Genomic DNA, 13187 nt, shown 5'->3' with positions numbered 1-13187 from the left:
GTGAGCTTGTTCCAGAGGGCCGTGGCCTGGTGGGCGGGCAGGTAGGCGGAGAGCCAGGCCATCCCGTCCTGGTCGGGCCGGTATTCGACCCGCCGGTCCGAAACCCCTTTGGCGTGGCGTTTTTCGATGGAGTCGGCGTGGTGGCGTTCGCGCCAGGTGCGCGCCTTGGCCCGGAACCGGTACGCGGGGATCTCCCCGATCGGGGCGGCCGTGGCGGGTTTTGGTGTGTCCGGGTCCAGGAAGTGGGCTTCCAGGGCGGCGGCGCCGGCGGGGTCAAGGGTGGCGGCCTCGTCCACCATGACGGTGGCGTGCTGCCAGGAGATGGTTCCGTTGTGCAGGGCTGCGAGGGTCCGGGGCAGGGAGGTGCTCAGGGCGTGGGAGCGGGCCAGCAGGGCTCCGGCTGCCCGGTCACCGATGGCCATGACACAGCTGATCTCGGCGGCGATAGCCCTTTCAAGCGCCTGCACGGGCGGGTCCGGCGGGGCGGCCGCCCGGGCGGTGGCGGCGTAAGTCCCTGCAGCGCTGGNCGGCTGCCCGGTCACCGATGGCCATGACACAGCTGATCTCGGCGGCGATAGCCCTTTCAAGCGCCTGCACGGGCGGGTCCGGCGGGGCGGCCGCCCGGGCGGTGGCGGCGTAAGTCCCTGCAGCGCTGGCCACCAGCCCCGCCACCCTGGCCTGGACCCCGGCGGCCCCGGCAAGGATGTCCAGGCACCCGTCGGCCAGCCCGGCCAGCGGATCAGCAGCGGAAAACGGCTCCGAACCGCACCCGTCCGCCTCGGCAATGAGCACGGCAAGAGCGGCATTCATGTCCTCAAACGCCTTCGCCACCGCCGCTTTCCCCATACCAAAATCATCGCGGGAGGGTACGACATTATTGGGGCCGGGAAGGGCACAGGATCGAAGGGGGACTCGCCCTACTCCTGCCGGGCCGGGACGTTGTCCCGGATCATGTTCGTTATACGGGCGGTGGACAGCCGGCGGCCCTGCCCGTCCGTAATCACAATTTCGTGGGTGGCCAGGGTCCTGCCCAGGTGGATGGCGGTGCAGGTTCCAGTCACAGTGCCCGCCGCAATGGAGCGGTGATGCGTGGCATTCACCTCGATGCCGACAGCGTGGCGGTCCGGTCCCGCGTGCATCCCCGCGGCAAACGAACCAAGGGTCTCCGCCAGCACTACGTGGGCGCCGCCATGCAGAATGCCCGCAACCTGGGTGTTGCCCTCCACGGGCATGGTGGCAACGCTCCGCTCGGGACTCATTTCCAGGAAGTGAATCCCCATTTTCACCACCAGGGCGCCGATCCCGAACCGGCCCAGCCAACCGTGCAGATGCTCAGGGATTCCGGCGGCCGCAAGCTCCCCGGCGAAAGGGCCGGGCGTGAAATTGTCCATCATGGCAACTAGGCTGGCACCTGTGAGTGAAACAACCAAACCGGCCCCTTTCCCGTCCCAAACCTTGCAGGAGGACAAAGCACCGCAGGGTTCCGCCACCCTTGAGGACGCTGCAGTCGGGGAAGGCGCAGGCCGGGGCAATGTCCCGGCACAGGCCAGTGGCTCGGTTTCTGCGACGGAAGCCCCGGTGGTTCCCATGACGGGACAGCCGCGCCTTTTGGTGCTGGACGGACATTCCATGGCATTCCGCGCGTTTTTTGCGCTGCCCGCGGACAAGTTCTCAACCACGAACGGGCAGCACACCAACGCCATTCACGGATTCACCTCCATGCTGATCAACCTCATCAAGGAGCAGCAGCCCACCCACATCGCGGTGGCCTTCGACGTTTCGGACGAATCCACCCACCGCAAGACGGAGTACAGCGAATACAAGGGTGGCCGCAACGAGACTCCGCGGGAGATGAACAACCAGATCGACCTCATTGCGCAGGTCATGAAGGCCTGGGGCATCAAGACCATCACAATGCCCGGCTACGAGGCAGATGACATTCTTGCCACCCTCGCCACCATGGGAGAAAAAGCAGGGTACGAAGTGCTGCTGGTCTCGGGGGACCGCGATGCGTTCCAGCTCATCACCGACAACGTTTTTGTGCTGTACCCCAGGAAGGGCGTCAGCGACATTCCGCGGATGGATGCCGCTGCCATTGAGGCGAAGTACTTCGTCAGCCCCAGCCGGTACTCGGATCTTGCTGCGCTGGTGGGCGAAACGGCGGACAACCTCCCCGGCGTGCCCGGGGTCGGGCCCAAGACGGCCGCCAAGTGGATCAATCTTTACGGCGGGCTCGACGGCGTCCTGGAGCACCTGGATGCGATTGGCGGGAAGGTGGGCGATGCGCTGCGCGAAAACGTCGAGGCCGTCAAGCGGAACCGCCGCCTGAACCAGCTGCACACGGACCTTGAGCTTCCCGTCACGCTGGATGACCTTTACCAGCCGCGGCCGGACCAGGCCGCCCTGGAGGACCTGTTCGACAAGCTTGAGTTCAAGACCATCCGCAGCCGGCTCTTTGCGCTCTACGGCGATGCGGACAAGCCTGCCGCGGAACGGGAAAGCATCGACACGCCGCAATACGTCGTGCCGGGCAGTGCCGCGGAGCTGTCAGCGTTCCTCGACGCCGGCGCGGGGCAGCGCTCCGCCGTCTCCGTCGACCTTGTCCCCGGCCGCATCGGCGAGGACGCCGCGGCGCTGGCGATTGTCCGGGACGGCGCTGCCGCCTATGTCGACCTGTCAAGCCAGGACGCCGAGTCGGAGAACGTCCTGGCCGGCTGGCTGCGGGACCCGGAAGCGCCGAAGGTCCTGCACGGTTTCAAGGCCGCACTGAAAGCCCTGACGTCCCGTGGACTGGAGCTGGAAGGCATGGTGGATGACACCTCCATCTCCGGCTACCTCATCCAGCCGGACCGGCGCACCTACGAACTCGCGGAGCTGGCCCAGCACCACCTCAACGTAGGGATCCCTGCCGCCACGGCCAAGGCAGGCCAGCTGGAGCTCTCCTTCGACGGCGAGGACGACGCCGCAGCCGACGCGCTGGTCCAGGCGGCCGCCGTCGTGCTGGCCCTGAGCCGCTACTTCGAGGACGAACTCAAGGAGCGCAAGGCGGAGGAACTGCTCTCCACCCTTGAGCTGCCGGTCAGCCGTGTCCTGGCGGACATGGAGCTCGCCGGCATTGCCATTGACATGGCGCGTATGGATGACCAGATCGCCGATCTGGCCCGGGTCATCGACCAGGCGCAGGAGCAAGCGTTCGCGGCGATCGGGCATGAGGTGAACCTGGGCTCTCCCAAACAGCTCCAGACTGTCCTCTTCGAGGAACTCCAGTTGCCCAAGACCAAGAAGATCAAGTCGGGCTACACCACGGACGCCGCATCTTTGAAGAACCTGCTGGAAAAGACGGGGCACGAGTTCCTGGTGCAGCTGATGGCGCACCGGGAGGCCGCCAAGCTGAGCCAGATGCTCGAATCCCTGAAGAAGTCCGTGGCCGAGGACGGCCGCATCCACACCACCTACGCCCAGAATGTGGCAGCGACAGGCCGCATCTCCTCCAACAACCCGAACCTGCAGAACATCCCTATCCGCAGCGAGGAAGGCCGGCGGGTCCGCGGGATCTTCGTGGTGGGGGAGGGCTATGAGTGCCTGCTGTCCGCCGATTATTCCCAGATCGAAATGCGCATCATGGCCCACCTGTCCGGTGACCAGGGCCTGATCCAGGCCTACAGGGACGGTGAGGACCTGCACCGGTTCGTCGGCTCGAACATCTTCCATGTGCCCACCGAAGAGGTCACCAGCGCCATGCGCTCCAAGGTGAAGGCAATGTCCTATGGCCTGGCCTATGGCCTGACATCGTTCGGCCTGTCCAAGCAGCTGGAGATCTCCGTCGATGAGGCACGGACCCTCATGAAGGACTACTTCGACCGGTTCGGCGCTGTCCGCGACTACCTCCGCGGCGTGGTGGACCAGGCCCGCATTGACGGGTACACCGCAACCATCGAGGGACGCCGGCGCTACCTGCCGGACCTCACCAGCACGGACAGGCAACTCCGGGAGAACGCCGAGCGGATTGCCCTGAACAGTCCCATCCAGGGCTCGGCCGCGGACATCATCAAGCGCGCCATGCTGGGAGTCCACGCCGAGTTGAAAGCGCAGGGGCTGAAATCACGGATGCTGCTCCAGGTCCACGACGAACTGGTCCTGGAAGTGGCAGCCGGTGAGCGCGCGGCCGTGGAGAAGCTGGTTACCGAGCAGATGGCCGCCGCCGCGGACCTGAGCGTCCCGCTGGAGGTCCAGATCGGCGTCGGCCCCAGCTGGTACGACGCCGGCCACTAGCGGGTGTTGATGCTGGCCAGGCGCCGGGGATCTTGGCTAGGCTCAGGTGCGTGGCTGATCTGAGTGGAAACTATGAAATCCGGCGCTTTGACGCTGTGTCCAAGGGCAAGGACGGTTACGCCGAGGCCGAAACCTGGAGCCGCGCCGTGTCCTTCGGCTTCCACGAATCCACCCGGACGCCGGAACACGTCGCCAAGACGCTTGAGACGTATGAGGCCGACCGGCGCGTCCTCACCGGCGCCTACCAAACCGGCCCGGTAGCGCCGTCGTCGCTGCCCGCCGACGTGCCGGTGGCCACCTTCGGCACCATGCGCAACACGCTCAACGTCGGCTTCGGGCACCTGGTGGAAGCCCACCTGGTCACCGCTGTCACCGTCCGCACCTCGCACCGGCGGCGCGGCCTGCTGCGGCGGATGATGAGCGAGGACCTGCAGCTCGCGAAAGACGACGGGGTTGCGGTGGCGGCGCTGACCGCGTCAGAGGGAACCATATATGGCCGGTTCGGCTACGGCGTGGCCAGCTTTGAACGCAACATCAAGGTTGACACCACCGCGCGGTTCAGCCTGCCGCACCAGCCCGCCGGCACCGTGGAGGTCGCCGATCCCAAGGCATTGCTGCAGCTGGCTCCGGAAGTCTTCGACCGGGTGCACCGGCTGACCCCGGGGTCCGTAGGACGGCAGGACTGGTACCGGCAGCTTGCGTCGGGCTCACTCGGCCGCGACGGCAAGGAGGACCCCGCCATCAAGGTGGCGCTCCATTACGGGCCCGCCGGAACCGTCGACGGCTACGTCTCCTACAAGTTCCTCGGCTGGGACACCGAGCCCTACACCGTGGAAGTGGTGGACCTGCTGGCCGGCACCAATGATGCCTACCTGGAACTCTGGCAGTTCCTTGGCGCCATCGATCTGGTGGAGCGCGTGTCCTGGACGGAAGCCCCGTTGGACGACCCGCTGGCCTGGGCCCTGGACGATCCGCGCTGCATCGACTCCTCGGACAGCCGGGACATGCTCTGGCTGCGCATCCTCGATGTCCCGAAGGCACTGGCCGGGCGGCACTACCCGGCAGGAGGCCGCCTGGCGCTGAAAGTCCTGGATCCGCTCGGCCTCACGGCCGGAACGTACGCTCTTTCCGTCGACGGCGGCCAGGCCGCCGTCGAGCGCCTGCCGGAGACGGCGGAGGCGGACCTGACCCTGGATGTCTCCGCGCTGTCCTCGATGTACGTCGGCGGGGTCAGTCCGGTCACGCTGGCGGCAGCGGGCAAGGTCCGGGAGCATACAGCAGGATCCGCGCTGAAGGCCAGGCAGATGTTCGCCGTCGAGCGCGCAACGCATTGCCTTACCCACTTCTGAGGTCACTGGCAGCCTGGGGTCCCCTTCCCGGGTGGCCGCGTCATGCGCGTGCCCTGCCTCGCCGCTTTTGACCCGTGTTGCGGGCAGCGACTAGAATAAACGGGCGTGTACTACGTGCACGTATTTGCAGTTAAATATTTTCTCAGCAATCCACAAAATCAGGATGACCCGGAGGATCCGTCGGATTCACCGCAAATCGCGCCTGCGTTCCATAACGCGGGCGCGCCGGTTTGCCTGACCGACTAACTATCCACAACGGAGCCCCTACTACATGACCATCACCTCCACCGAGAAGCCCGGTACCCCCGTAGTCGCCATTAACGACATCGGTACCGCTGAGGACTTCCTCGCAGCAGTCGACGCGACCATCAAGTACTTCAATGACGGAGACCTCGTCGAAGGTACCGTCGTCAAGGTCGACCGCGACGAAGTCCTGCTCGACATCGGTTACAAGACCGAAGGTGTCATCCCCTCCCGCGAGCTTTCCATCAAGCACGACGTTGACCCCGGAGACGTCGTCTCCGTTGGCGATCAGGTCGAAGCCCTGGTGCTCACCAAGGAAGACAAAGAAGGCCGCCTGATCCTCTCCAAGAAGCGCGCGCAGTACGAGCGTGCCTGGGGCGACATCGAGAAGGTCAAGGAAGAAGACGGTGTCGTCACCGGTACCGTCATCGAGGTCGTCAAGGGTGGTCTTATCCTCGACATCGGCCTGCGCGGCTTCCTGCCCGCATCCCTCGTCGAGATGCGCCGTGTGCGCGACCTTGCTCCGTACATCGGTCAGCAGATCGAAGCCAAGATCATCGAGCTGGACAAGAACCGCAACAACGTTGTGCTGTCCCGCCGTGCATGGCTCGAGCAGACCCAGTCCGAGGTCCGCTCCACCTTCCTCAACAAGCTGGAAAAGGGCCAGGTCCGTCCCGGCGTCGTTTCCTCCATCGTCAACTTCGGTGCATTCGTGGACCTGGGCGGCGTAGACGGCCTGGTTCACGTTTCCGAGCTGTCCTGGAAGCACATCGACCACCCGTCCGAGGTTGTCGAAGTTGGCCAGGAAGTCACCGTCGAGGTTCTCGAGGTCGACCTGGACCGCGAGCGCGTCTCCCTGTCGCTCAAGGCTACGCAGGAAGATCCGTGGCAGACCTTCGCCCGCACCCACGCCCTGGGCCAGGTTGTCCCGGGTAAGGTCACGAAGCTCGTTCCGTTCGGTGCGTTCGTCCGCGTCGAAGACGGCATCGAAGGCCTGGTCCACATCTCCGAGCTGGCTGTCCGCCACGTGGAGCTGGCAGAGCAGGTTGTCTCCGTTGGTGACGAGCTGTTCGTCAAGGTCATCGACATCGACCTGGAACGCCGCCGCATCTCGCTGTCCCTCAAGCAGGCCAACGAGGGCGTCGACGCCGACAGCACCGAGTTCGATCCCGCTCTGTACGGCATGGCCGCAGAGTACGACGAAGAGGGCAACTACAAGTACCCCGAGGGCTTCGATCCCGAGTCCAACGAGTGGCTTGAAGGCTACGAAAACCAGCGCGCCGCCTGGGAGCAGCAGTACGCTGACGCCCAGACCCGCTGGGAAGCACACAAGAAGCAGGTTGCCCAGCACGCTGCCGACGACGCTGCAGCTGCAACGTCCGGTGAGAGCGACTCCGGCACCACCAGCTACTCCTCGGAGCCGGCTGCTGAGTCCAACACCGGTGCGGGTACGCTTGCATCCGACGAGGCTCTCGCCGCCCTGCGTGAGAAGCTGACCGGCAACTAAGTGCCAACGGTCCGGACTTTTCCGGGCTGACACAACGGGCCCCCGCAAACGCGGGGGCCCGTTGGCGTTAAAGCAGCAACTGACTGGCACTTAGCGCTGCCAAACGCGATTTTCGGTGCGCTTGCTGCTAGTCAGTTGGGAGTGCGACGACGGCGCGGACAGTTCCGTCGTCGTCAGGCGTGAGAGTGGCGCCGGCGCCGGCAAGGATCCGCTGGGCGGCGGGGTTTCCGGCCAGCGTGCGGGCGGTCACCTCGGCGATTCCGGCGTTGCGGGCCTCAGCCAGGACCAGGCGAAGTGCCGCGCTTCCGATGCCGCGGCCCCGAAACCTCCTGCCGAGCCAGATCCCGGTTTCTGCGGTGTCCCGTCCGGTGCCTGCATCCACGCGCTTGAGCCGGATGGAGCCGGCGAGGGCGCCATCGGCAAGGATCCCCCAGGATTTCTCGCCGGCCGTCCCGTCGAGGCCTTCCGCGGCGGCGCGGTGGTAAGTGAAGAACCAGGCTGTCCGTTCAAGGTTCCAGCCCGGGCCGCCAAGCGGGGGAGCCACCTCATCCGGCGAAGCGTCCCGCTTGGCCAGGTCCAGGAGCTGTTCCAGCAGCTGTTCGTCGACGTCCAGCAGGGACACGTCAGGCAAGCGGGACATCCACCCACTCCGTTCCTTCCATCGTCAGGGCGGCGCTGCCGGCGGTGAGGAGCTGCACGCGCCCGGCCGCAGCGGCAATGGCTGCGGGCTCGTCCGGCACGGCCACGCGCAGGACGGTGTGCCCGGCGGCGTAGCTGGTCCCGGCCATCACGAATCCCGCGGAGCGCAGGTCGTTTTCCAGCCGGCCGGCAGCAGCGTGCGGCACTTCGGCGGCACAGATGCGCAACCTGCTCCGGCGCACCATGGGCACCAGGGACAGCGCCGAGGAGACGGACTCCGAGTAGGCGCGCACCAGGCCTCCGGCACCCAACAGGACGCCACCGAAATAGCGGACGACGACGGCACTGACGTCGCTGAGGTCGGCCACCCCGGGGAGTGTCTCCCTTTTGGCGAGGGCCTCGAGCATCGGAAGGCCTGCCGTCCCCGAGGGCTCACCGTCGTCATTGGAGCGCTGGATGTTCCGGTCCGGGCCGATGATGAACGCTGAGCAGTGGTGGCGTGCGTCATGGAATTCGCGGCGCAGGCCGGTGACCAGGTCACGTGCCAGTTCTTCGGTGCCGGCGCGGCGCAGGACGGTAATGAACCGGGAGCGCTTGATCTCGATCTCGTGGCGGAAATCGGGTCCGGCCGCCAGGGTGGTGTAACCCGTGGCCCTGCTGTCTTCCTCTTGCACCCGGCCCAGTCTAGGCCCAAGTTCCCCTGGCCCGGCAACGGCTGGAGTAGGGGTTGCGGCTCGTGATTAAGGATCGATTAAGGCGTCAGCGGGAATCTGGGAACACCAGGAAACGGAACCAGCAGAGTATTCCGAACAGGAAGGGTGGGCCTGACCATGAAGCGGGTAGAAGCCTCAAGCCGCAGCACGCATCAAACAGGTCTTTTCCGGATTGAATCGCCGGAAATCCTTCCGCAGCCTGGCCGGCGCGGCACGCCAGGTTCCGCCTACGGCAACAACTGGGTTGAAGAGATTTGGCCGGACTGCCTGGTGGACCGCACCAAGTCCAACCCGGCAGCCCTGGAGGACCTCCTGGCGCCAAGGGCCGGTTCGCCTTACTGAACTCTTCGCCGAATCCGGCGCAATGCCTGAACCGAAGACGGTCAGGAAAAAACCCTGTCATCCATCCGGGGTGGCACCGCAAGAAAGGAGCAGTACATTGTTCACATCCAAAGGAAATCACCGGATTTCTGCCCACATGGCCGGACCTGCGTCAGTGGATGGCAAGCGGTCTGATGGAACCAAAAAGAGGAAGCTGTTCCTTTCCATCGCAACTGTTGCCGCAGCCGGTTTCTCAGGAGTGATTGCCGCGCCCGCGAATGCATCTTCGACGACGGCGGATGGCGCGACGGACCTGCAGGCACACTCGATAGCCGCGCCTTACGGTGAAGAGGAAATCCGCACCCTGCAGCAGCTCGGCGACTTTCTTGGCGCCAGCTCCCGCATCACGGCTAACCAATACGCCCTGGGCCATATGTACTAGAACTGTTAGGGCATGACCCCCGGGCGCCGGGGCGGTTGTCCGGATGAATTCCGGCCGGGTCCGGTCCATGGCACCACAGGAGACGCGCCGTGGACCTGGACCGGACCTGGACCGGACCTGAACCTGGACCCGGACCGGGGGATTAGGGTGGGGGAGTGCTCAAGATCGGGTTGACGGGCGGCATCGCCTCAGGAAAATCAGTGGTTGCCTTGCGCCTGAAGGAACGCGGCGCGGTGCTGGTGGATGCTGATGCATTGGCGCGGGAAGTGGTGGAGCCGGGCTCCGAGGGCCTGGACAGCGTTGTGGCTGAGTTTGGCCGGGATGTCCTTGGCCCGGATGGCCGCCTTGACCGGCCCAGGCTCGGGGACCTGGTCTTTGGAGATCCGGCACGGCTCGCGGTGCTGAATGGAATCGTCCACCCCTTGGTCCGTTCGCGTGCGGCCGCCATCGTGGAAGCTGCAGCAGGAGATGCCGTCGTGGTGCAGGACATTCCCCTGCTGGTGGAAACCGGACAGGGGAGCGACTTCCACCTTGTGGTGGTGGTCGACGCGCCGGACGACGTGCGGCTCCAGCGAATGCTGGAGCACCGCGGGATGACGCGCGAAGCTGCACTGTCGCGGATGGCTGCGCAGGCAACGCGGGAGGAACGGCTGGCCGCGGCCGACGTCGTCCTGGACAACTCCGGCAGCGTGCAGCACCTGCTGGACCAGGTGGACCGGCTCTGGGACGACCGGCTGGTGCCCTTCGCCCGCAACCTCGCCGCGGGCAGGCGTGCGCCGAGGAACTGCGGTCCTGTCCTGGAGCCGTATCGGGAGGAATGGGCCAAGGAGGCGGCCAGGATCTCCGCGAGGCTGAAGACCGCGGCCCCCGGGCTCATCCTGGCGGTGGACCACATTGGCTCCACGTCCGTCCCCGGGCTCGCTGCCAAGAACGTCATAGACCTGCAGGTTGCGGTTTCCGGCCTGGACGCTGCAGACACTGCTGCACCCCTGCTGGCGGCAGCCGGGTTCCCCGTGGTGCCCGGTGCCGGGTCCGATACGCCCAAGCCGTCGGCGCCGGATCCCGGGCAGTGGCAGAAACGGTTCCATGCCAACGCGGACCCCGGGCGTCCGGTCAACATCCACGTCCGTGTTGCCGGCTCGCCCGGATGGCGCTATGCATTGATGTTCCGGGACTGGCTGCGTGCCGACCCGTCCGCACGCACGCTGTATGCACGGCATAAGGCAGGCCTTGCGGGACGTTTCGCCGGGTCGGCGGGCACCAGGGCGTACGCAGAGGCCAAGGAACCGTGGTTCACGGACGTTGCCTGGCCCCTCATGTCCGCCTGGGCCGAGGAGACCGGCTGGGCGCCGCCGTCGTACGCGTCCTGAAGGCATCCGCGGACCGGCGGAGCTGTTCGCCCGTAACGGACGGGCCGCAATAGTGTCGGTGCCCGGTTGTAGATTAGATCCATGAGCCTTGCGCAGGATATCAACCGTGTTGTGGCGCCCTTTGAGGTCATCAGCGAATTCAAGCCCGCCGGCGACCAGCCCGCCGCCATTGCCGAACTGACGGAGCGCATCAGGAACGGCGAGAAGGACGTGGTGCTGCTCGGTGCCACGGGTACGGGCAAGAGCGCCACCACCGCCTGGCTTATCGAGCAGGTGCAGCGGCCCACCCTGGTGATGGTCCAGAACAAGACCCTGGCGGCGCAGCTGGCCAACGAATTCCGCGAGCTGCTGCCAAACAACGCGGTGGAGTACTTCGTTTCCTACTACGACTACTACCAGCCCGAGGCCTACGTCGCCCAGACGGACACCTTCATCGAGAAGGACTCCTCCATTAACGAGGAAGTTGAAAGGCTCCGCCACTCAGCCACCAACGCCCTGCTGACCCGCCGGGACGTGATCGTCGTCGCCACTGTCTCCTGCATCTACGGCCTGGGCACGCCCGAGGAATACATCGCAGGAATGGTTACGCTCCGCAAGGGGGCGGAGATGAACCGTGACGACCTCCTCCGCAAATTCGTGTCCATGCAGTACGCCCGCAACGACATGGACTTCCATCGGGGCACGTTCCGCGTCCGCGGGGACACGGTGGAGATCATCCCGATGTACGAGGAACTGGCTATCCGGATCGAGTTCTTCGGGGATGAGATCGAGAATATCCAGACACTCCACCCGCTGACCGGTGAGGTGATCCGCGACGAAGAGGAAATGTACGTCTTCCCCGCGTCGCACTACGTGGCTGGACCCGAACGGATGTCCCGGGCCATCAAGCGGATCGAGGATGAGCTCGCTGATCGGCTGAAGGTACTGGAAAGCCAGAACAAGCTGGTGGAAGCGCAGCGGCTCCGGATGCGGACCATGTACGACCTCGAGATGATGCAGCAGATGGGCTTCTGCAACGGCATCGAGAACTATTCGGCGCACATCGACGGCCGCGCCCCCGGAACGGCCCCCCACTGCCTCCTGGACTACTTCCCGGACGACTTCCTCCTGGTGGTGGACGAGTCCCACGTGACCATCCCGCAGATCGGCGCCATGTACGAAGGCGATATGTCGCGCAAGCGGAACCTGGTGGACTTCGGCTTCCGCCTGCCCTCGGCCATGGACAACAGGCCGCTGAAATGGGACGAGTTCCTGCAACGCGTTGGCCAGACCGTTTACCTGTCCGCCACGCCGGGCAAGTATGAACTGGGCAAGGCCGACGGTTTTGTGCAGCAGATCATCCGGCCCACGGGCCTCATCGATCCCGAGGTGGTGGTGAAGCCCACCAAGGGCCAGATCGACGACCTGCTGGGCGAGATCAAGACCCGTACGGACAAGAACGAGCGCATCCTGGTCACTACCCTGACCAAGCGGATGGCCGAGGACCTTACGGACTATCTCCTCGGGCATGGCATCAAGGTGGAGTACCTGCACTCCGACGTCGACACCCTGCGGCGCGTGGAGCTGCTGCGCGAACTCCGGATGGGCAAGTTCGACGTCCTGGTGGGCATCAACCTGCTCCGTGAGGGCCTGGACCTTCCTGAAGTGTCCCTCGTCAGCATCCTCGATGCGGACAAGGAGGGCTTCCTGCGGTCGTCCACGTCCCTGATCCAGACGATCGGCCGCGCTGCCCGCAACGTCTCCGGCCAGGTGCACATGTACGCCGACCGCATCACGGACTCCATGGCGCAGGCCATCGACGAGACAAACCGGCGCCGCGCCATCCAGGTTGCCTACAACACCGAACACGGCGTGGACCCGCAGCCGCTGCGGAAGAAGATCGCCGACATCACGGACCAACTGGCCAAGGAAGACGCCGATACCCAGGAGCTGCTGAAGAACAACCGGCTGGCCAAGGGAGGAAAGCGGAAGTCCGCCGCAAAGGGTGCCGCCCAGGTCCGCTCGGACGGCCTGGCAGCGGCCCCGGCCGAGGACCTGGTGGGCCTGATCGAACAGCTGACGGAGCAGATGCACGGCGCTGCTGCCGAGCTGCAGTTCGAAGTGGCCGCCAGGATCAGGGACGAGGTCAGCGAGCTGAAGAAGGAGCTCCGGCAGATGCAGGCTGCCGGGCACGCCTGACACAAACATCAAGAGGGGACGGGCGGGCGGCCCGCCTGGGGTAGAGTTAACGTCACGTAGGGGAGTATCCCGAGCGCTACGATCGTCAACACGCAGGGCATGGTTGCCCCGCCGGGCGTAGCGGGCCGCCGTTTCAGCACCAAGTGCGCAGGC

10 protein-coding genes and 1 pseudogene are annotated in these 13187 nt (G+C 65.6%); 7 read left to right on the top strand and 4 right to left on the bottom strand.

Annotated features, from left to right (window positions below):
• A pseudogene (locus U7114_RS09785) lies at positions 1–521 on the bottom strand (DUF222 domain-containing protein); the annotation flags it as partial.
• Between the two features lie 396 nt (positions 522–917).
• Positions 918–1394, bottom strand: coding sequence for a PaaI family thioesterase (locus tag U7114_RS09780; RefSeq protein WP_197432526.1), 477 nt, complete (start codon positions 1392–1394; stop codon positions 918–920).
• Positions 1395–1587: 193 nt separating this feature from the next.
• On the opposite strand from U7114_RS09780, the gene polA reads away from it, so the two are divergent.
• The 3 genes from polA (at position 1588) to rpsA (ending at position 7371) form a co-directional block, all read left to right on the top strand.
• On the top strand, positions 1588–4272 hold the full coding sequence (gene polA, locus U7114_RS09775) for a DNA polymerase I (protein ID WP_323057214.1): 2685 nt from the start codon (positions 1588–1590) through the stop codon (positions 4270–4272).
• Between the two features lie 50 nt (positions 4273–4322).
• On the top strand, positions 4323–5621 hold the full coding sequence (locus tag U7114_RS09770) for a GNAT family N-acetyltransferase (protein ID WP_323057201.1): 1299 nt from the start codon (positions 4323–4325) through the stop codon (positions 5619–5621).
• 271 nt (positions 5622–5892) lie between these two features.
• Positions 5893–7371 carry a 30S ribosomal protein S1 gene (rpsA, locus tag U7114_RS09765; RefSeq protein ID WP_157242382.1) on the top strand — a complete coding sequence of 493 codons (1479 nt, stop codon included), beginning with the start codon at positions 5893–5895 and terminating at the stop codon, positions 7369–7371.
• A 127-nt stretch (positions 7372–7498) separates the two neighbouring features.
• Here the strand turns inward: rpsA and U7114_RS09760 are convergent, their stop codons facing one another.
• Together U7114_RS09760 and U7114_RS09755 are read right to left on the bottom strand one after the other, a co-directional pair.
• Positions 7499–8011: a GNAT family protein gene (locus tag U7114_RS09760; RefSeq protein WP_323057200.1), complete on the bottom strand. Its 513-nt coding sequence runs from the start codon at positions 8009–8011 to the stop codon at positions 7499–7501.
• Positions 7995–8684 carry an IMPACT family protein gene (locus U7114_RS09755; RefSeq protein ID WP_323057199.1) on the bottom strand — a complete coding sequence of 230 codons (690 nt, stop codon included), beginning with the start codon at positions 8682–8684 and terminating at the stop codon, positions 7995–7997. Before U7114_RS09755 ends, U7114_RS09760 begins: the two co-directional genes overlap by 17 nt.
• Positions 8685–8840: 156 nt before the next feature.
• On the opposite strand from U7114_RS09755, the gene U7114_RS09750 reads away from it, so the two are divergent.
• The 4 genes from U7114_RS09750 to uvrB all read left to right on the top strand — a co-directional run bounded on the left by U7114_RS09750 (position 8841) and on the right by uvrB (position 13034).
• Positions 8841–9065, top strand: coding sequence for a hypothetical protein (locus tag U7114_RS09750; protein WP_157242380.1), 225 nt, complete (start codon positions 8841–8843; stop codon positions 9063–9065).
• A 22-nt stretch (positions 9066–9087) separates the two neighbouring features.
• Positions 9088–9486: a hypothetical protein gene (locus U7114_RS09745; protein WP_323057198.1), complete on the top strand. Its 399-nt coding sequence runs from the start codon at positions 9088–9090 to the stop codon at positions 9484–9486.
• Positions 9487–9641: 155 nt separating this feature from the next.
• The gene (gene coaE / locus U7114_RS09740; RefSeq protein ID WP_323057197.1) at positions 9642–10856 is read left to right on the top strand and encodes a dephospho-CoA kinase; all 1215 of its coding nucleotides are present in this window, start codon (positions 9642–9644) and stop codon (positions 10854–10856) included.
• Between the two features lie 81 nt (positions 10857–10937).
• Positions 10938–13034, top strand: coding sequence for an excinuclease ABC subunit UvrB (gene uvrB / locus U7114_RS09735; RefSeq protein ID WP_157242378.1), 2097 nt, complete (start codon positions 10938–10940; stop codon positions 13032–13034).
• Positions 13035–13187: the final 153 nt, after the last annotated feature.

It is taken from the genome of Pseudarthrobacter sp. C1 (genome assembly GCF_034720455.1).
Lineage (GTDB): Bacteria > Actinomycetota > Actinomycetes > Actinomycetales > Micrococcaceae > Arthrobacter.
This window is presented reverse-complemented; position numbering and strand designations above follow the sequence as displayed.

Coding starts and splice junctions, on each gene's coding strand:
- U7114_RS09780 (WP_197432526.1), bottom strand. CDS start 1,394: ATGATGGACAATTTCACGCCCGGCCCTTTCGCCGGGGAGCTTGCGGCC.
- polA (WP_323057214.1), top strand. CDS start 1,588: ATGACGGGACAGCCGCGCCTTTTGGTGCTGGACGGACATTCCATGGCA.
- rpsA (WP_157242382.1), top strand. CDS start 5,893: ATGACCATCACCTCCACCGAGAAGCCCGGTACCCCCGTAGTCGCCATT.
- U7114_RS09760 (WP_323057200.1), bottom strand. CDS start 8,011: ATGTCCCGCTTGCCTGACGTGTCCCTGCTGGACGTCGACGAACAGCTG.
- U7114_RS09750 (WP_157242380.1), top strand. CDS start 8,841: ATGAAGCGGGTAGAAGCCTCAAGCCGCAGCACGCATCAAACAGGTCTT.
- U7114_RS09745 (WP_323057198.1), top strand. CDS start 9,088: ATGCCTGAACCGAAGACGGTCAGGAAAAAACCCTGTCATCCATCCGGG.
- uvrB (WP_157242378.1), top strand. CDS start 10,938: ATGAGCCTTGCGCAGGATATCAACCGTGTTGTGGCGCCCTTTGAGGTC.